Annotated in this window: 15 protein-coding genes; 8 read left to right on the forward strand and 7 right to left on the reverse strand. The window is 58.4% G+C overall.

The window, feature by feature from the left end:
• Together HDC30_RS20845 and HDC30_RS20850 are read left to right on the forward strand one after the other, a co-directional pair.
• Entirely contained in the window at window positions 1-969 is a 969-nt protein-coding gene (locus HDC30_RS20845; protein ID WP_134785427.1) for an ABC transporter ATP-binding protein, read from the forward strand.
• Window positions 969-1,949: a peptide ABC transporter ATP-binding protein gene (locus tag HDC30_RS20850; RefSeq protein ID WP_183784673.1), complete on the forward strand. Its 981-nt coding sequence runs from the start codon at window positions 969-971 to the stop codon at window positions 1,947-1,949. The genes HDC30_RS20845 and HDC30_RS20850 overlap by 1 nt, the downstream gene beginning before the upstream one ends.
• A 200-nt stretch (window positions 1,950-2,149) precedes the next feature.
• On the opposite strand, the gene HDC30_RS20855 is transcribed toward HDC30_RS20850, so the two are convergent.
• The 3 genes from HDC30_RS20855 to HDC30_RS20865 form a co-directional block, all read right to left on the reverse strand.
• A complete protein-coding gene (locus HDC30_RS20855) occupies window positions 2,150-2,413 on the reverse strand; it encodes a hypothetical protein (protein ID WP_027610809.1) in 264 nt (87 codons plus the stop codon).
• A gap of 156 nt (window positions 2,414-2,569) precedes the next feature.
• A complete protein-coding gene (locus HDC30_RS20860) occupies window positions 2,570-3,763 on the reverse strand; it encodes an MFS transporter (protein ID WP_027610808.1) in 1,194 nt (397 codons plus the stop codon).
• An 805-nt stretch (window positions 3,764-4,568) separates the two neighbouring features.
• Window positions 4,569-6,152: a peptide chain release factor 3 gene (locus tag HDC30_RS20865; RefSeq protein ID WP_027610807.1), complete on the reverse strand. Its 1,584-nt coding sequence runs from the start codon at window positions 6,150-6,152 to the stop codon at window positions 4,569-4,571.
• Between the two features lie 358 nt (window positions 6,153-6,510).
• Between HDC30_RS20865 and HDC30_RS20870 the strand changes: the two genes are divergently transcribed.
• The 5 genes from HDC30_RS20870 (at window position 6,511) to HDC30_RS20890 (ending at window position 11,735) form a co-directional block, all read left to right on the forward strand.
• Window positions 6,511-7,200 (forward strand): ABC transporter permease, encoded by a 690-nt coding sequence (locus HDC30_RS20870; RefSeq protein ID WP_177409065.1) that lies wholly within the window; start codon window positions 6,511-6,513, stop codon window positions 7,198-7,200.
• Between the two features lie 21 nt (window positions 7,201-7,221).
• A complete protein-coding gene (locus HDC30_RS20875) occupies window positions 7,222-8,115 on the forward strand; it encodes a glycine betaine ABC transporter substrate-binding protein (protein ID WP_183784675.1) in 894 nt (297 codons plus the stop codon).
• 13 nt (window positions 8,116-8,128) lie between these two features.
• On the forward strand, window positions 8,129-8,782 hold the full coding sequence (locus HDC30_RS20880) for an ABC transporter permease (RefSeq protein ID WP_183784677.1): 654 nt from the start codon (window positions 8,129-8,131) through the stop codon (window positions 8,780-8,782).
• Window positions 8,779-9,936, forward strand: a complete 1,158-nt coding sequence (locus HDC30_RS20885; protein ID WP_003221591.1) for a betaine/proline/choline family ABC transporter ATP-binding protein — start codon at window positions 8,779-8,781, stop codon at window positions 9,934-9,936. Before HDC30_RS20880 ends, HDC30_RS20885 begins: the two co-directional genes overlap by 4 nt.
• 635 nt (window positions 9,937-10,571) lie before the next feature.
• A complete protein-coding gene (locus HDC30_RS20890; RefSeq protein ID WP_039769212.1) occupies window positions 10,572-11,735 on the forward strand; it encodes a type III PLP-dependent enzyme in 1,164 nt (387 codons plus the stop codon).
• A gap of 47 nt (window positions 11,736-11,782) precedes the next feature.
• On the opposite strand, the gene HDC30_RS20895 is transcribed toward HDC30_RS20890, so the two are convergent.
• The 4 genes from HDC30_RS20895 to HDC30_RS20910 form a co-directional block, all read right to left on the reverse strand.
• Window positions 11,783-12,661 carry a hypothetical protein gene (locus tag HDC30_RS20895; protein WP_183784680.1) on the reverse strand — a complete coding sequence of 293 codons (879 nt, stop codon included), beginning with the start codon at window positions 12,659-12,661 and terminating at the stop codon, window positions 11,783-11,785.
• Window positions 12,662-12,708: 47 nt separating this feature from the next.
• Window positions 12,709-14,925 carry an alpha-xenorhabdolysin family binary toxin subunit A gene (locus HDC30_RS20900; RefSeq protein ID WP_183784682.1) on the reverse strand — a complete coding sequence of 739 codons (2,217 nt, stop codon included), beginning with the start codon at window positions 14,923-14,925 and terminating at the stop codon, window positions 12,709-12,711.
• A 201-nt stretch (window positions 14,926-15,126) separates the two neighbouring features.
• On the reverse strand, window positions 15,127-15,882 hold the full coding sequence (locus tag HDC30_RS20905; protein WP_103367768.1) for a tetratricopeptide repeat protein: 756 nt from the start codon (window positions 15,880-15,882) through the stop codon (window positions 15,127-15,129).
• A complete protein-coding gene (locus HDC30_RS20910) occupies window positions 15,879-16,559 on the reverse strand; it encodes a Fe2+-dependent dioxygenase (RefSeq protein ID WP_027610799.1) in 681 nt (226 codons plus the stop codon). The genes HDC30_RS20905 and HDC30_RS20910 overlap by 4 nt, the downstream gene beginning before the upstream one ends.
• A gap of 207 nt (window positions 16,560-16,766) precedes the next feature.
• Between HDC30_RS20910 and HDC30_RS20915 the strand changes: the two genes are divergently transcribed.
• On the forward strand, window positions 16,767-19,088 hold the full coding sequence (locus HDC30_RS20915) for a TonB-dependent siderophore receptor (protein ID WP_096795326.1): 2,322 nt from the start codon (window positions 16,767-16,769) through the stop codon (window positions 19,086-19,088).
• Window positions 19,089-19,302: the final 214 nt, after the last annotated feature.

A 19,302-nucleotide genomic window follows, 5' to 3' on the forward strand; every position in this document is an offset into this window, starting at 1 on the left:
ATGTCACTGCTAGAAATCAAGAATCTCAACGTTCGCTTCGGCGACAAAACCGCGACACCCGTTGTCGATGGCCTCGACCTGAAAGTCGACAAAGGCGAAGTCCTGGCGATCGTAGGCGAATCGGGTTCGGGTAAATCCGTGACCATGATGGCGCTGATGGGCCTGATCGAGCATCCCGGCATCGTCACCGCCGACTCGCTCAGCTTTGACGGCAAAGACATGCTCAAGCTGAGCAATCGTCAACGTCGGCAAATCGTCGGCAAAGACCTGTCGATGGTGTTCCAGGACCCGATGACCGCGCTGAATCCGAGCTACACCGTCGGTTTCCAGATTGAAGAAGTGCTGCGCCTGCACCTGAAAATGTCCGGCAAGCAAGCGCGCAAACGCGCCATCGAACTGCTGGAAAAAGTCGAGATCCCGGGCGCCGCCAGCCGTATGGACGCCTACCCGCATCAACTGTCCGGCGGTATGAGCCAGCGTGTCGCGATCGCCATGGCGATTGCCGGCGAACCGAAACTGCTGATCGCCGACGAACCGACCACGGCACTCGACGTAACGATTCAGGCACAGATCATGGATCTGCTGCTGGCGTTGCAGAAAGAACAGAACATGGGCCTGGTGCTGATCACTCACGACCTCGCGGTCGTGGCCGAAACCGCTCAGCGCGTCTGTGTGATGTACGCAGGCCAGGCTGTTGAAGTCGGTCAGGTGCCGCAACTGTTCGACATCCCGGCACACCCGTACAGCGAAGCGCTGCTCAAGGCGATTCCGGAACACAGCCAGGGCGCCGAGCGTCTGGCGACACTGCCGGGCATCGTCCCGGGCCGTTATGACCGTCCGCAGGGTTGCCTGCTGTCGCCGCGCTGCCCATACGTGCAGGACACCTGCCGCGCGCAGCGTCCGGCCCTTGATCCGAAAAGCAACAGCCTCGCGCGCTGCTTCTTCCCGCTGAACCAGGAGGTGGCGTAATGGCCGTCATACTTACCGCCCGCGACCTGACCCGTCACTACGAAGTGTCCCGTGGCCTGTTCAAGGGGCACGCCACCGTACGCGCGCTCAACGGCGTGTCGTTCGAACTGGAAGCCGGCAAAACCCTCGCTGTCGTAGGCGAATCGGGCTGCGGCAAATCCACCCTCGCCCGCGCCCTGACCCTGATTGAAGAGCCGTCGTCCGGTTCGCTGAAAATCGCCGGTCAGGAAGTGGCTGGCGCCGACAAGGCCCAGCGCAAACAACTGCGCAAAGACGTGCAGATGGTATTCCAGAGCCCGTACGCGTCGTTGAACCCACGGCAGAAAGTCGGTGACCAACTCGGCGAGCCGCTGCTGATCAACACCAACCTGTCCGCCGCTGAACGCCGCGAAAAAGTCCAGGCGATGATGAAGCAGGTCGGCTTGCGTCCCGAGCACTACCAGCGCTATCCGCACATGTTCTCCGGCGGTCAGCGCCAGCGGATCGCCCTCGCCCGGGCGATGATGCTGCAACCGAAAGTGCTGGTCGCGGATGAGCCTACCTCGGCACTGGACGTGTCGATTCAGGCACAGGTGCTGAACCTGTTCATGGATCTGCAGCAAGAGTTCAACACCGCGTACGTGTTCATCTCGCACAACCTGGCGGTGGTGCAACATGTGGCCGATGACGTGATGGTGATGTACCTCGGTCGCCCGGTGGAAATGGGCCCGAAAGACGCTATTTACGAACGTCCGCTGCACCCGTACACCCAGGCGTTGCTGTCGGCGACCCCGACCATTCACCCGGACCCGAACAAGCCGAAAATCAAGATCGTCGGCGAATTGCCCAACCCGCTGAACCCGCCACCGGGCTGCGCGTTCCACAAGCGCTGCCCGTACGCGACCGAGCGTTGCAGCACTAAAGAGCCGTTGTTGCGTGAATTGGATAATCGCCAGGTGGCCTGCCACTACGCCGAGCAATTCCTCGACGGCGCCGCCTGATTAACGGCGGACGAAAGTGTGGGAGCGGGCTTGCTCGCGAATGCGGTGTGACAGTCACTGATAATGGTGACTGACACACCGCTTTCGGGAGCAAGCCCCCTCCCACAGGGAACTTGAGTTGTCGCTAAAGCGTTAACCAAACCCCTTCTCCCCCGATTGCGCATCAGTCGGGGAAGAGGGGGTTTTCTTTTATTTGCGATTTACGTCTGGCTGTCGCCTTCGTCGTCCGGATCATCAGAGTCCGGTTCATCAGTAGTCGAGTCATCGTCATCGGCGCTGCCACCCTGCCCCTGATCACCTGGCTCTGATTCGGACTTGGCGAGCATCAGGCCGCTGTGTCCGACCTGGCCGTTAAAGGCCTGGGAATCGTGATCCTCGCACTCCGCCCAGGCCGTCGCGGTGCCGAGGGACAGCATGACCATCACTTTCAATAGCAATAAAAACCGTAGCAACCTGCTTTTCATAGCTGACTCCATCCACTTTCAGGTGAGACATGGGTGCCTGACTGGCGCTGTGTGAAATCTAGTTCCGATCCGTCGGTTTCACCAGATAGGACGCTAACGAGCAGACAGAAATGCCCTCCACAGACAGACAGGTTTCGAATAACACCTATCGCGGAATCAGCTAAGCGGACGGGTCGCTTGCCACGTCAAGGGAATCGACATCAACACCAGTACGGCGCTACCCAGCCAGACGCTATGGCCACCGAAATTGCCGTACAACTGACCGCTGAGCACCGGCGACAACAGCGCACTGGCGCTCCAGCTCATAAAGAACAGACCAAAGTACTGGCCGCTTTTGCCGCGCTGGGCAAATTGCATCGCCAGCACATTCAGCGGCGGCATGAACAACGCCTCGCCCAAGGTCCAGATCACCGTCGACAGGCAGACGAACGCCAGCCCGGATCCGAACGGCAACATGCCCAATCCGCCGGCCAGCAACAAACTCCCCGCGAGCATTTGCCGCCGCGTGCCCCAACGCTCGCCGCAGTGTGACAAGGGAATCTGCAAGGCGATCACCAGCAACGCATTGAGCCCGAACTGCCAGCCGATCGCCTCGGTGCTCAAGTGGTAGTAATCACGCAGATAATTGCCCAGCGTGCTGTAGACCGTGTCGAATGCAATGCCAAGCACGGCCGTCGCCGCGAGCAACCACAGGAACGCTTTATCGTAAAACGGCGCAACGGATCCACCGGCGCCGTTTGTAGAGGGGGCGTCATTGATCAGTACCGGCCGACGCCACGTAGTGCGAACAAACCACAGCAAGGCCAACAGCGTCATCGCCGCGCTGCCGAAAAACACCCAGCGAAAATCCGTCTGCGCCAACACCCCGCCCGCCACACCTGCGGCGGCCATGCCAAGGTTGCGCGCCACCCGGCTCAAGGCCTGCGCGCGCGAGCGTTGAGCAACTTCGCAGTACTCCATGATCAGGCGCTGGTGCAGGGTGCGAATGGCCCCATCGATCGTCCCGCTGAGCAACAGCAATGCCGCAAGCAACGGCACTTGCGTGACCAGCCCCAGCAGGATCAACACCCACACCGAAACAAAGAACAACGTCGCCGTCAGCCGCGCCGTGCGCACATGATCACTGAGCAGCCCACCCAGCATCGAACCGACCAATAACCCGGCACCATAGGCCGACAGCAACCAGCCGACGGTTTCAATCGCCAGCCCCAGCTCCTGGCGCAGATACAGCGCCATGAACAACTTGACCATGCTGCTCAGACGATTGATGAACAGCAACGCCGCAAGCACCCAGGCCATCAGACTGAAATAGCCATTGGGGCGCAGCAGATGGATGAGGTTGCGCGTCATTCCATTGACCTCTCAAAGCGACCGGCATGACCTTGAACACTAACGTCCAGCGCGCCGGTTGTCGCGCTCAAGAACCTTGAGATCTCAAAATACGGATTCGTCCTACAGTCCCTGCAAGGAGCTTCCTTCAGTCGCTCAATTGGATTAGAGAAACTGGTCGGCTGTCAGGCCGCTTTCGCGAGCAAGCTCGCTCCCACAGTTTGAAACCGGTGTATTCAGGTAGAGATTGGTCGGCTGTCAGGCCGCTTTCGCGAGCAAGCCCGCTCCCACAGGTTGAACTCGGTGTATTCAGGTAGAGATTGGTCGGCTGTCAGGCCGCCATCGCTGGCAAGCCAGCTCCCACAGAAAAAGCTAAAGCCAGGCGCATGCTTTTCACCACTCAAATGGCCGAGTGTCAGCTCGCCGAAAGCTTTTGATCTTGATCCACGGGCGACATCGGAAGGCTGAGTGGAGGGATTGATCCGGGGGTGGGAGCGCAGCGACCGTTTGGCGCAGCCAAACACAGCGAGAGGAGGTGCAGCGAAGCAAACCGTAGGCGCTGCGCCCGGATCAATCCCGCAGCGAAGGGACCCCGAGCCCCAGCGAGCGGGCCGAACGCAGGAGCAAGCGTTTTTGGTTACTTTTGAGGCGTTTGTCAAAAGTGACCCGCCGTAAGGGCGGAACCCTAATCCGCCATCACCTAAAAAACGGATATGTACACAAAAAAACCAAGAACCTGGTCGGCCCAAAGGCCGCCAAGACCAAAGCCCCAAAAAAAGCCCCCAAGGCCTACACCTCAGGGGCTCCAGACAACCCAGCTCAGCGCTTAATGATGCTCACGCGTCGCACGGAATTTCACATCCGGCCACCGCTCTTCCATCAACGCCAGGTTAACCCGCGTCGGCGCCAGGTAGGTCAGGTGCCCACCGCCATCCAGTGCGAGGTTCTCCACCGCCTTGTTGGAAAACTCCTCAAGCTTCTTCTTGTCGCTGCATTCAATCCAGCGTGCGGAATACACAGTGATCGGCTCGTAAGAGCACTCAACCTTGTATTCCTCCTTCAGACGGCTAGCGACCACATCAAACTGCAGCACACCCACGGCGCCAAGAATGATGTCGTTGCTGCGCTCCGGGAAGAACACTTGGGTCGCGCCCTCTTCAGCCAACTGCTGCAGCCCCTGACGCAATTGCTTGGACTTCAGCGGATCACGCAGACGCACACGACGGAACAGTTCCGGAGCGAAGTGCGGGATACCGGTGAAACCGAGGACTTCACCTTCGCTGAAGGTGTCGCCAATCTGGATGGTGCCGTGGTTATGCAGACCGATGATGTCGCCGGCGTACGCCTCTTCCAGCTGTTCACGCTCGGAGGAGAAGAACGTCAGGGCGTCGCCGATGCGCACGTCCTTGCCGGTACGCACGTGGCGCATCTTCATGCCTTTCTCGTACTTGCCGGAGCAGATACGCATGAAGGCGATGCGGTCGCGGTGTTTCGGGTCCATGTTCGCCTGGATCTTGAAGATGAAGCCCGAGAACTTCTCTTCCACCGGCTCCACGGTACGTTCGTTGGCGACACGGGCCAGCGGACGCGGGGCCCAGTCAACCACTGCATCGAGCACGTGATCGACACCGAAGTTGCCCAATGCCGTACCGAAGAACACCGGGGTCAGTTGACCGTCGAGGAACTCCTGCTGGTTGAACTCGTGGCAGGCGCCCTGCACCAGTTCCAGCTGTTCGAGGAAGCGATCGTACTCGTCGCCCAAGTGCGCGCGCGCCTCGTCGGAGTCGAGCTTCTCGATGATCTTGGTTTCGGTGCGTTCGTGACCGTGACCGGCGGTGTAGACAATGATGTAGTCGTCGGCCAGGTGGTACACACCCTTGAAGTCGCGGTAGCAACCGATCGGCCAGGTGATCGGCGCTGCCTTGATCTTCAGAACGGCTTCGATTTCGTCGAGCAGTTCGATCGGGTCGCGGATGTCACGGTCGAGTTTGTTGATGAAGCTGACGATCGGCGTGTCACGCAGACGGCAGACATCCATCAGGGCGATGGTCCGTGGCTCAACGCCTTTACCGCCGTCGAGCACCATCAGCGCCGAGTCGACCGCCGTCAGGGTGCGGTAGGTGTCTTCGGAGAAGTCTTCGTGGCCCGGGGTGTCGAGCAGGTTGATCATGTGTTCGCGATACGGGAACTGCATGACCGACGTGGTAATGGAAATCCCCCGCTGCTTCTCCATCTCCATCCAGTCGGATGTCGCATGGCGGTCGGATTTACGGGATTTCACCGTACCGGCCACTGCAATCGCCTTGCCCATCAACAGGAGCTTTTCGGTGATCGTGGTTTTACCGGCATCGGGGTGGGAAATAATGGCGAAAGTGCGGCGTTTCGCGACTTCGGCGGCCTGGTTGGTCATGGGAAATCGCCTGGCGGTGATTCAAAAAAGGGCCGCGATTATAGCCCAACTCGATGCAATAACCGAACCGTTGAGCACATTAAGGGTGGCCAAATGCTGCCCCGGATGGGAACCTTTTAAAGCACGGAGACGTCCATCCCCTGTTACGACATTTCGTCAGGGGCTGAAAAATCAGCAAGTTAGCCTGACGAGGCTGCGCTCATGGCTCGCTTTCAGACCGCTTGTTGCCGGTGCTGAAGGAGCTGCTTCTCGCGAACGTTTATTCCCGGCAGCCAAGGCTTGGCATGCCACACGGGAGAGCGTTCGCCGACTATAAAAAAGGAGTCCGCCTGTGGCTATCCGCTATGGCAAAGGGCTGATGGGAGGTGCGGTGGTTATCGCGCTCCTGGCCCTGCTGATCCACTGGATCGGCATCAACACGATCGAACACTACCGCGACGATTTGTTGTTTTACCTGCAAGCTCATCTGATTCTCGTCCTCGCTTCAATGCTGGCCGCCCTGGTCGTGGGCATCCCCGCCGGTATCTTCCTCAGTCGCCCGACCATGGTCGGCCGCGCTGAACGCTTCATGCAGATCTTCAATATCGGCAACACCGTGCCACCGCTGGCCGTACTGGCGATTGCCTTGGGGATTCTCGGCATCGGCAGTGGTCCGGCGATCTTCGCTTTGTTCCTCGCTTCTCTGTTGCCAATTGTGCGCAACACCTACGAAGGTCTGAAAAACGTCCAGGGTTCGCTGAAAGAAGCCGCCGTCGGCATCGGCATGACCCCGCGCCAGGTGTTGTGGAAAGTCGAATTGCCCAATGCGGTGCCGATCATCATCGGTGGCGTGCGCGTGGCACTGGCGATCAACGTCGGCACCGCGCCGCTGGCCTTCCTGATCGGCGCCAACAGCCTCGGCAGCCTGATCTTCCCTGGCATCGCCCTGAACAATCAGCCGCAACTGCTGCTCGGCGCTGCGTGCACCGCGCTGCTGGCCCTGCTGCTCGATGGCGTGGTCACCCTCGCCAGCCGTCTCTGGCTGGAACGCGGTTTGCGCCCGTCTTAAGGCTTTTGCGAAGGAATACTTATGAAACGATTTAGCTTGATCTTAGGCTGCATCATGCTGTTCGCAGGATTTGCCCAGGCGGCGGAAAAACCGCTCATTCGCCTCGGCGCCCGGGTGTTCACCGAGCAGACCCTGCTCGCGGAAATCACCGCGCAATACCTGCGCAGCAAAGGCTACGACGCGCAGATCACCGGCGGTCTGGGCAGCAACCTCGCCCGCAGCGCCCACGAAAGCGGACAACTGGACATGCTCTGGGAATACACCGGCGTGTCGCTGGTGGCCTACAACCATGTCACCGAAAAACTCGACAGCGAACAGTCCTACGCCCGGGTCAAAGAACTCGATGCGAAAAAAGGTCTGATCTGGCTCACACCGTCGAAATTCAGCAACACCTACGCTCTCGCGCTGCCAAAAAAAGTGGCTGAGGACTATCCGCAGATCAACAACATCAGCCAGCTGAACGAAGTCCTGCGCGCCGAAGCCGAGACCAATCATCTGGTGGCGCTGGATACCGAGTTTGCCAACCGCTCCGACGGCTTGATCGGCATGGTCGACCTCTACGGCATGAACCTCACCCGCAAAAATATCCGCCAGATGGACGCGGGCCTGGTTTATACGGCACTGCGCAACGGTCAGGTGTTTGCCGGCCTGGTCTACACCACCGACGGTCGCCTCAACGCCTTCGGCCTCAAGCTGCTGGAAGACGACAAGCACTATTTCCCCGACTACACCGCCGCGCCGGTTGTGCGTCAGGCGACGCTGGACGCCAACCCGAAACTGGCCGAGCAACTCAAGCCGCTGGCCGAACTGTTCGATGACGAAACCATGCGCCAGCTCAATGCGCGGGTCGACGTCGATCACGAAAGCCCCTCGAAAGTTGCCGCCGATTTCCTGCGTCAGCATCCACTGAACTAAAGGAGGAAAAGTCATGGAATTCCTGAACGCCTTTTCCCACCTCGACTGGCAGCAGGTGATGCACCTGACCTGGCAGCACATCACCCTCGTCGGCATCGCCGTGAGCCTGGCGATCCTCATTGGCGTGCCGTTGGGCATTCTGATGACACGCTTCCCGAGCCTCGCCGGCCCCTTGCAGGCCAGCGCCACGGTGTTGCTGACCGTGCCATCGATTGCGCTGTTCGGCCTGCTGCTGCCGTTCTACTCGAAATTCGGCCAAGGCCTCGGCCCGATGCCGGCAATCACCGCCGTGTTCCTGTATTCGCTGCTGCCGATCATGCGCAACACCTACCTCGCCCTGACTGGCGTCGAACCAGGCATCCGCGAAGCCGCACGCGGCATCGGCATGACCTTTGGACAGCGTCTGCGCATGGTCGAATTACCCATCGCCGTGCCGGTGATCCTCGCCGGCGTGCGCACCGCCGTGGTGATGAACATCGGCGTGATGACCATCGCCGCGACCATCGGCGCCGGTGGCCTCGGCGTGCTGATCCTCGCCTCCATCAGCCGCAGCGACATGTCGATGCTGATCGTCGGCGCGCTGCTGGTCAGTCTTCTGGCGATCTTCGCCGACCTTCTCCTGCAGTGGCTGCAACGTACGCTGACTCCAAAAGGACTCCTCAAATGATCGAACTTCAAAACCTCAGCAAGACCTTCCAGAGCAACGGCAAAGATGTCAAAGCCGTGGACTCGGTGAGCCTGACCGTCAATGAAGGCGAAATCTGTGTGTTCCTCGGGCCATCGGGTTGCGGCAAAAGCACCACGCTGAAAATGATCAACCGCCTGATCAAGCCGACCTCGGGCAAGATCCTGATCAACGGCGAAGACACCACCGACCTCGACGAAGTCACCCTGCGCCGCAACATCGGCTACGTGATCCAGCAGATCGGCCTGTTCCCGAACATGACCATCGAAGAGAACATCGTCGTGGTGCCGAAACTGCTCGGCTGGGACAAACAGAAATGCCACGACCGCGCTCGCGAACTGATGAGCATGATCAAGCTCGAGCCCAAGCAGTATCTGCATCGCTATCCGCGTGAACTGTCCGGCGGCCAGCAACAGCGTATCGGTGTGATCCGCGCATTGGCGGCGGATGCGCCGTTGTTGCTGATGGACGAGCCGTTTGGTGCGGTCGACCCGATCAATCGCGAGATGATCCAGAACGAGTTCTTCGAGATGCAGCGCGCGCTGAACAAGACCGTGATCATGGTCAGCCACGACATCGACGAGGCGATCAAACTCGGTGACAAGATCGCGATCTTCCGTGCCGGCAAACTGCTGCAGATCGATCATCCGGACACCCTGCTCGCGCATCCGGCAGATGATTTCGTCAGCAACTTCGTCGGCCAGGACAGCACCCTCAAACGCCTGCTGCTGGTGAAGGCTGAAGACGCAGCGGACAACGCGCCGTCAGTCAGCCCCGAAACCCCGGTGGCCGATGCGCTGGAGTTGATGGACGAGCATGACCGACGCTATGTGGTGGTCACCTGTGCCGAGAACAAGGCGCTGGGCTATGTGCGTCGTCGCGACCTGCACCGCCAGACCGGCACCTGCGCGCAGTATCTGCGTGAGTTCAACGCCACCGCGGCGTACGACGAACACCTGCGCATCCTGTTGTCGCGCATGTACGAGTTCAACCGTTCGTGGCTGCCGGTGATGGATGCCGAGCGGGTGTTCCTCGGTGAGGTGACGCAGGAGTCGATTGCGGCTTACCTGAGCTCGGGTCGTTCGCGCGGGATGAAGACCAATATCGTCTCGCCGGCTGAGGCTGTGGTCGCGTAAAAACACCTGACCTGTGGGAGCGAGCCTGCTCGCGAATGCGCAATAACAGGCAACAATGATGTTGGCTGTGAAAATGTCTTCGCGAGCAGGCTCGCTCCCACAGGATTCGTGCAATTTCCTGATGATTCGCAGGGCGGAAAAGAATCTCAACAGCTGCGTTCACAGAACCTCTGCAAACACCCGCTCCCAAACGGCCAAAATCCCCTTCACACCCACCTCTCGTCGCCAACGTCGCCGATGTTGCGCCTATCGCACTTACCCACGAGTTAGTCGACAAAAGCCGCGAACGTGCAGGTATTTTTAACACATGAAAATTCTCGGGGAACATCTGTCCGTCATCTGGGTCGGCTACAAAGAGTGATATCCGCGACGTACGTCAGAAGCGTGCAAAAACGCGACATTTTTAGTTGATCTCAGGTCCCTCACGCCCTAAAGTTCGCGCCGAACGTCCATGCTGGAAACGATCCATCCGGCTCAAGTACTGACGACGAGACAGCAAGGCCAAGGGCAGATACGCCCGTGGCCTTTTTGCTTTCGGCGACATGCCTTGGGAAGTAGGCGAACCAAAGTGGGGATACGGAGGACGTTCATTTACACCCATGTTTTTACCCGTTTGCCCATAGGAGCACTCCAGCATGTCGATCCAGGTCGAAGACTATTTCGCGCGCGAAACCTTTCAGAAAATGAAGGCGTTCGCCGACAAACAGGAAACCCCGTTCGTGGTGATCGACACCGCGATGATCGCCCAGGCCTACGACGACCTGCGCGCCGGTTTCGAATTCGCCAAGGTCTACTACGCGGTCAAGGCCAACCCGGCTGTCGAGATCATCGACCTGCTCAAAGAGAAAGGATCGAGCTTCGACATCGCCTCCATCTATGAGCTGGACAAAGTGCTGAGCCGTGGCGTCAGCCCGGACCAGATCAGCTACGGCAACACCATCAAAAAGTCCAAGGACATCCGCTACTTCTACGAGAAGGGTGTGCGCCTGTTCGCCACCGACTCCGAAGCCGACCTGCGCAACATTGCCAAGGCTGCGCCGGGTGCGAAAGTCTATGTGCGCATCCTCACCGAAGGCTCGACCACCGCTGACTGGCCACTGTCGCGCAAGTTCGGCTGCCAGACCGACATGGCCATGGACCTGCTGATCCTCGCCCGCGACCTGGGCCTGGTGCCGTACGGCATCTCGTTCCACGTCGGTTCGCAACAGCGCGACATCAGTGTCTGGGACGCGGCGATCGCCAAGGTCAAAGTGATCTTCGAGCGCCTGAAAGAAGAAGACGGCATTCACTTGAAGCTGATCAACATGGGCGGCGGCTTCCCGGCCAACTACATCACCCGTACCAACAGCCTGGAAACCTACGCCGAAGAGATCATCCGCTTCCTGAAAGAAGACTTCGGCGATGACCTGCCGGAAATCATTCTGGAGCCGGGCCGTTCGTTGATCGCCAACGCCGGCATTCTGGTCAGCGAAGTGGTACTGGTTGCACGTAAATCCCGCACCGCCGTCGAGCGTTGGGTCTACACCGATGTGGGCAAGTTCTCCGGCCTGATCGAAACCATGGACGAGGCGATCAAGTTCCCGATCTGGACCGAGAAAAAAGGCGAGATGGAAGAAGTCGTCATCGCCGGCCCGACCTGCGACAGCGCCGACATCATGTACGAGAACTACAAATACGGCCTGCCGCTGAACCTGGCCATCGGTGATCGCCTGTACTGGCTGTCGACCGGTGCGTACACCACCAGTTACAGCGCCGTCGAATTCAATGGCTTCCCGCCGCTGAAATCGTTCTACGTGTAATACGTAGCGATTGAGAAAAAGGCCCATGAGCAATCATGGGCCTTTTTTTATGGGCGCAGCCACGCCTCAAGATGATCAAGCATTGCCATGCACTCATTGGCGCTCTCGGTCATCGCGGCGAGTTTGAAATTCAGCTCACTCAGTTTCACCGCAGCCTTCGCCTGCAAGAGTTGATTGCACACGTTGTCGAGGCGCTGATAAAGCGCTTCGATGAATAGCCCCATCTGCGTATTCACCGACACGAACCCATTGAATAACGCCGCGATATCAGCCTGGTATTCAGCCGCCCTGATGGCCGGATCGGTCGATGCATAAGCCAGATCCCAGACAGGCGTCGTCAATGAATCGCCAAACAACCCTTCGGCAACGGTTGGCGTCGCATGACACAGGCAGGAGCGGTGATCCATAGCGCCGAGAAACACTGACTTCAAGCCAAATGACTCGTCGTACACTTCCACGACTGTGTATTTCAGCTGCCGTATCTCGGCCTGCAGCGCATAGAAACGCAGTGCCAGTTCGTGGATCAGGTCAGGCACATCCTCTGCTGGGAACAACTGCCAGCTGGTCGACCGCGAAAGGCTGAACAGCCGAAAGTCCACCTGGCTGACAGGCTCGTGTCTGGAGGTGTTGCCTGTGATATCCAGGGCTTCGCGGGTAAACACTTGCAGATCCCCTAGATACCCTGCGCCAAGACGCCTCGACGCTTCGGTACGAGCCCAGAAATCCTGCAGATAGCGCTGATTGAACCGGGCGTTCTCCAGACGCGAGTCTTTGGCCAGGACGGCCAATTGATGCCCTGCCTTTCTCCGGCGCTCGAAGACCAGCGGTATCGCATTGAATGTCGTCGGCAAGGTGCCGAGAAATCGCGCGTAACGGTCCAGTACACGCCGTTGCATCGCTGAAAATTCATAAGCCAAAGCATTCATGCCGTTTCAGGAAAGGCAGGCTAGTCGCCCACCTTTCCAGCTCCTTGTTATTGATGAATGCTCTGTAGATGCCTGACGACTTCGGCGACTCGATCAATCGCTGCTTGCGCCCGGGTTTCAACGGGAAGCGCAGTGTTCTGTCTGAAATCATTGGCGAAGCGGGTAAAGTCATCGATCAGAACGCTGAACTCTCCAGCGTAAGCCGCACGGCCGTCATCCAGTTGATCCAGGGTTTCGACCAGCTCGATCCGGCCTTCAATGCGCGCGAGGTCTTTGCTGTATTTGTTGATCTGTGTGCGCAGATCACCTGCCTGTTCATTCAGCCGGTTGTACGCTGCCAGCATATTGAGAAAGGAAACGGCCTCGCCAATGCCGGAAATCAGTTTCTTCAGCGTCTCGATAGCCAGCAGGGCAACTTGCACCTGAGGTGGCGCCAGTCCCAATGCCTTGAGGCTTTCCAGAGACAACTGCGCTTGTTCGCCAATTTTCTCGATGCCAGCCTTGGCGATCAGATCAATACCCTCGGAAACAGACTTCATTTCGGTCGTCAGGTCTGCGAGTTTTTTGTCGGATCTGGCCTTGAGCTCGATCGTGGTGACACGCTCGGCCTTGAGCGTCACGATCCACTCGGCCGAGGCGCTGCGATCGTAATAAGCGCTGATGCTCTTGTGCACAGCTTTCAGATCTTCGTTCTGCACCGCCACCTTGTTGAAGATATTCTTCAGCTCGACCTCCATATCCTCGCGAACTTCGTCCGCGTCGTCCGGATACTCCAGCTCAGCTTGATAGCTGCGCAGTTTTTTATCGGCGCGTTCCAGGTAAATGCTGGTGGCCTGTGCCTGACTCCGCAGATCGTAGGTGGCCTTGTTGATGGCGAGCGCCAGATTGTTCATGGCCCCGACAGTTCCAGGCATGTAATCGAATTGCTCGAAGAGCATCTGAGCCGTGGTATTAAGACCCTGCACACCCGCATTATGCTCACGCAGGCGGGGCATGTTGAATGCGGGTACAGCCGAACTAACCGATAGCAAAGACATCATTGACCCACTCCGAACAACCAGCCCACTTCTTTCATATTCCCTGTCAGCCTCTTCAAACACTTTCAGCAACTGATCAGAGCTGACTTTTATCTGCTCCCAGGGATCGATGATACTCAGTAATTGAATCTTGAAACGGCGTAGCGAAGTCGCTTCGAAAATACCGTCAACTTCCTTGAACGACGCCTCGACGTAATCACTGAGGGCATTCCATACCAGCATCAGGTTCTGAGTCGCGACCTCGGCTTCAATCGCCACGTAACTCAAATTCTGCAAATCATCTCGAACCTTGTTCAACGAACTCAGCGTCTGGTTCTTGCTTGCCATACTCTGGTTATCGACCTGCTGCAGTTGCTTCAGGCGATTACGTTCAGAGCGGATTTTCTCGGCCTTGACGCCTTGGTAAATGCCAAGAATCAATCCGCCAATATTCAGGGTGGCTGCCGACTTGATCGCTTCCTGCACCAGTTGATCGTACTGTTTGTTCAGTTCATCAATTTCTTTTGCGCGCTGATCAATGACTTCCTGCAGCGCCTTGGTATCGTTCTGATAAGTGTTCCTGGAGACGAACTGCAGTCGCAAGGCAATTTCCGGCAGCACCTTTTCACGCATATCGGCGCCAAAACTGTCCAGCAGGGCCCGAACGCGCTCGGCTTCCTGATGACAATGCGCAACTTTAGCCAACAGGTCATTGAGATACGCCTTGATATCCAGGATATCTTCCGAAGACAGGTCAAGATCAGGCAGACCCGGAATCTGCCGTTGCAGATTCAGGTATTCCTCAGGCGTATTGATGTTGTGCTCTTCGAGATACCTCGAGGCCTTGAGATCCTCATACACTTCAACAATGGCGTTACCCGTGCGGATAATACTGCCAGCAAAGATTCTCAGATCGTTACCGGTCAACATGATCTTTTCGCGCAATGGCGACCAGCGTTTGGCGTGATCATAGGTCATGCTGAAGGTGCGCAGGAAATCTCCCGCTTTCAGGCCCACGCCGCCTTCATCACCCGCACCATAGTTTAGATAGGCAATAACATCTTGCAACCGGACGGGCAGCGAGAGGCCGAGAACTTCATACTTCCTGAGACTGATAATTTGCTCTTTGGTCAGTTGTATACCGGTACCCCGGTTATATTCCTCACCCACGCCCAGCGAGGCATTTACAAATGCCAGAGGCGCTTTCGCGGCGGCCTCGACCACCTTGTCATTTAACTTGAGTTCCATCAAAGACTCCTTGTCTTCCGTGGATATTAATAACGGCTAATTTATTTTCGATGCCGACAACAAACTTCCAATCACTTGAACAACATCGAACCCGACAGTAGGCAGATACAACTAATTCGCCAAGTTATTAACTATTAAAATTAAATACAAGAAGCAGAAAATCCAACTAACCAATGGCCAACCGAAAGACTTTTTAATGACTCAAGCGACGAGCAATTCCCCAAGCCGCTGCCGATAAGCATCGGCCATCTGGCGAATCGACGGATGACGGGCGCTCGATAATGAACTCATGCTCACCCGCAGAAAATTCACGTTCCCTGTAGCCAGTGCCTTGCGCAACCAGCCCAGTGCGTCCTCGATCAATCCAGCATCAGCCAGCATTGCGGCATAACTGAACTGCCCACGAAAATCTCCGCCCTCGGCCGAGCGTCGGTACCAGTCGCGCGCGGCGACCGGGTCGGCCCGACAGACCAGCCCTTCTTCCAGATAACGCCCCAGCAGGTTCATCGACTTGGCGTGGCCGGCTTCAGCGGCGCGCTGATACAGCCCCAGGGCCTGAGCATGATCCAACGTCACTCCGCGCCCGGTACCCAACAGGTTGGCCAGGTTGTACATCGCCCAATCCAGCCCCGCGTCAGCGGCAATTCGATAATGCTGCGCGGCAATCGCGGCATTCGCCACACACCCCCAGCCATGTTCATGACAACGCCCCAGCATGTTGCGCGCCATCAAGTGCCCTTGCCCGGCAGCGATACCAAACCAGCGCAGTGCCAAGGGTTGATCCTGGGCGATGCCACGGCCATCGAGCAGGATCTGCCCGAGCAGCGCCTGCGCTTCAACAATGCCCTGGCCGGCCGCGAGCAGAATCGCCTGCGCCGCACGCGCCGGGCTTTCTTCAAGCATGGCGTTGAGCTGGGCGCCGTCGAGTACTTCTTCGCGTCGCAGTTGAAAACTCATACCTCGACCCAGCGCCGCAACAGATTGTGATAGGTGCCGGTGAGGCGGATCAGCGACGGGTGATCGGGCATGTCTTGAGTGAGCTGCTGGATCGCCCCGTCCATCTCGAACAGCAGAGCGCGCTGGCTGTCTTCGCGCACCAGACTTTGCGTCCAGAAGAACGACGCATAACGAGCGCCGCGGGTGACGGCATTGACCTTGTGCAGGCTGGTGCCGGGGTACAGCACCATGTCGCCGGCGGGCAGTTTCACCCGTTGCGTGCCGAAGGTGTCCTGGATCTCCAGCTCGCCGCCGTCGTAATCCTCGGGTTCGCTGAAAAACAGTGTGGCCGACAGATCGGTGCGCACCCGCTCGATGCTGCCTTTGGGCTGACGCACGGCGTTGTCGATGTGAAAGTCGAAACTGCCGCCCGCCGTGTAGCAGTTGAGTAACGGCGGGAATACTTTGTGCGGCAGCGCGGCCGACATGAACAGCGGATTTTTCCACAGCCGCTCGAGCATCGCTGCACCGATTTCCTTGGCCAGCGGATGGCCTTCCGGGAGCTGCAGATTGTGCTTGGCCTTCGCCGACTGATAGCCGGCGGTGATCTTGCCATCAGCCCAATCCGCCTGCTCCAGCGCCTCGCGGATGCGCTGCACTTCTGCTTTGGCGAACAGGCCGGGGATGTGCAGCAGCATGGCGATCGTACCTGATGGTAAAGGGGTGCCAATGGTATTGATTCTTATTGGCTGTGTAAAACCCGCACGACGGATGAATCGGCAAAAACCGTAAGGTTAAATTGTAAAGAATGTAAATTCGTCGCGAATAACAATGTTTCGCAATTGATACGAATACCTGTTTACCCTATATTCCGCGACCTCAAATCCTTGGGGAGGGGAATAAAAATGTCACGTCAACAGGTTCAATTGCCGGTCAGTTCACCACGTTTGCTTGCTTCGGCCATTGGTGTCGCCATCACCGCCGGCTCTGCTGGCCACATGGTCTTCGCCGCGGAAAAGACCGACAGCAAAGCTTCCGGCAATGCCATCGCTCTGGACGCTACCGCCATCACCGGCGAAGCGCAGGACTCGACGTCCTACCAGGTCGAAAAAGCCTCCTCGCCCAAGTACACCGCACCGCTGGTCGACACGCCGCGCTCGGTCACCGTCATTCCGCAACAAGTCCTGAAAGACACCGGCGCCCTGAACATGCAGGACGCGCTGCGCACCGTGCCGGGTATCACCTTCGGTGCCGGTGAAGGCGGCAACCCGCAGGGCGATCGTCCGTTCATTCGTGGTTTCGACGCCCAGGGCGACACCTACCTCGACGGCGTGCGCGACACCGGTTCGCAAAGTCGCGAAATCTTTGCCGTGGAAAACATCGAAGTCAGCAAGGGCCCGAACTCCGCCATCGGCGGTCGCGGCGCGGCTGGCGGCAGCATCAACCTGGTGAGCAAGAAAGCGCACCTGGGCAATTCGTTCGACGGCGGCTTCACCTGGGGTTCCGACCAGACCCAGCGTTACACCCTGGACGGCAACTACCAGTTCAGCGACACCGCTGCCGGCCGCCTGAACCTGATGAGCCACGAGAGCAACGTCGCCGGTCGCGACAAGGTCGACTACGATCGCTGGGGCATCGCGCCGTCCCTGGCGTTTGGCCTGGGCACCGACACCCGCGTCAACCTCGACTACTACCATCTGGAAAGCAACGACACCCCGGACTCGGGCATTCCCTACACCATTCCGGCCGGCGGTTCGGCAGCACGCACCAAGTCCAACCCGGACAAGCCGTACGCCGGTGGTGATCACAGCAACTTCTACGGTCTGGATCGCGACTTCCGCAAGGGCCGCACCGACACCGCGACCTTCGCCATCGAGCATGACCTGAGCGACTCGCTGACCATCAAGAACACCCTGCGCCATGGCACCAGCATGCAGGATTACATCCTCACCCAGCCGGACGACAGCAAGGGCAACGTCAACAATGGCAGCGTCTGGCGCCGTGCCAACACTCGGGTCAGCAACACCGAGACCACCACCAACCAGACTGATCTGTTCGGCAATTTCTACGTCGCCGGTTTCAAGAACAGCTTCTCCACCGGTGTCGAATACACCCGCGAGGAAGGCCAGAAGTCCTCGTACAACGTCAACACTGACACCACGCCGCGCACCAGCGCTGCGACCACCAATTGCACCCCGTCGATGATTGGCGCATCGAGCGGCTACAACTGCACCTCGCTGTCGAACCCGAACCCGAACGATCCGTGGAACGGCGCGATCTCGCGCAACTACGCCGGCACCGACACCAAGGCCAACACTTACGCGCTGTATGCGTTCGACACCCTGGAGTTGTCCGAGCAGTGGCTGGTGAACATGGGCCTGCGTTACGACCACTTCGACACCGACTACAAGACCTACAACAACGCCGGCACCACCACCTCCAAGGGTGATGACACCAGCGAATTCGTCACCGGTCAGTTCGGCGTGGTCTACAAACCGGCACCGAACGGCAGCATCTACGCCTCCTACGCGACCTCCGCGACGCCACCGGGCAACACCCTCGGTGAAGGCCAGGAAGGCAACCCGCTGGGCGGCACCCCGGATCGCAACGGCAACCTGCTCAAGAGCGACATGGAGCCGGAAACCACCAAGAACTACGAAATCGGCACCAAGTGGGATCTGTTGAACGATCGCCTGTCGCTGACCGCTGACATCTTCCGCACCGAGAAAGAAAACGCTCGTGTACAAGTCGACACCACCTCCTACGAGAACGCCGGCAAGACCCGCGTGCAAGGTATCGAGCTGTCGGCCAGCGGCAAGATCACTGACAAGTGGCAAGTGTTCGCCGGCTACGCCTACATGGACAGCGAACAGGTGGACGGCGGTGACCTGCCAGCCAACAAAATCAACAACGGTAACGAGTTGCCCAACACGCCGAAAAACAGCGCCAGCCTGTGGACCACTTATCAGGTCACGCCGAAGCTGACCCTCGGTGGCGGCGCGTTCTACGTCGACGACGTCTACGGCAGCGTGGCCAACACCACGATGGTCGATTCCTATGTACGTTACGACGCGATGGCCGCCTACAAGCTGAGCAAGAACGTCGACCTGCAACTCAACGTGCAGAACCTGACCAATGAAACCTACTACGACAAAGCCTTCTCGACCCACTTCGCCAACCAGGCGGCGGGCCGTACGGCGCTGTTGAGCACCAACTTCCACTTCTGATTGATGCGGTAAATGTGGGAGCGGGCTTGCTCGCGAAGGCGATGTGTCAGTGAAATAGATATCGACTGACACGACGCATTCGGGAGCAAGCCCCCTCCCACAGTTAATGCAATCAGCAGATCCGGCCCCGTTCATTAGATTGAACGGGGCCTTTGTGCGTAATCAAAGAAGCTCTCGACAACCCACGGCATAATGCGCGCCGTGATGACAATTT

Source organism: Pseudomonas sp. JAI115, assembly GCF_014200835.1.
Lineage (GTDB): Bacteria > Pseudomonadota > Gammaproteobacteria > Pseudomonadales > Pseudomonadaceae > Aquipseudomonas > Aquipseudomonas putida_A.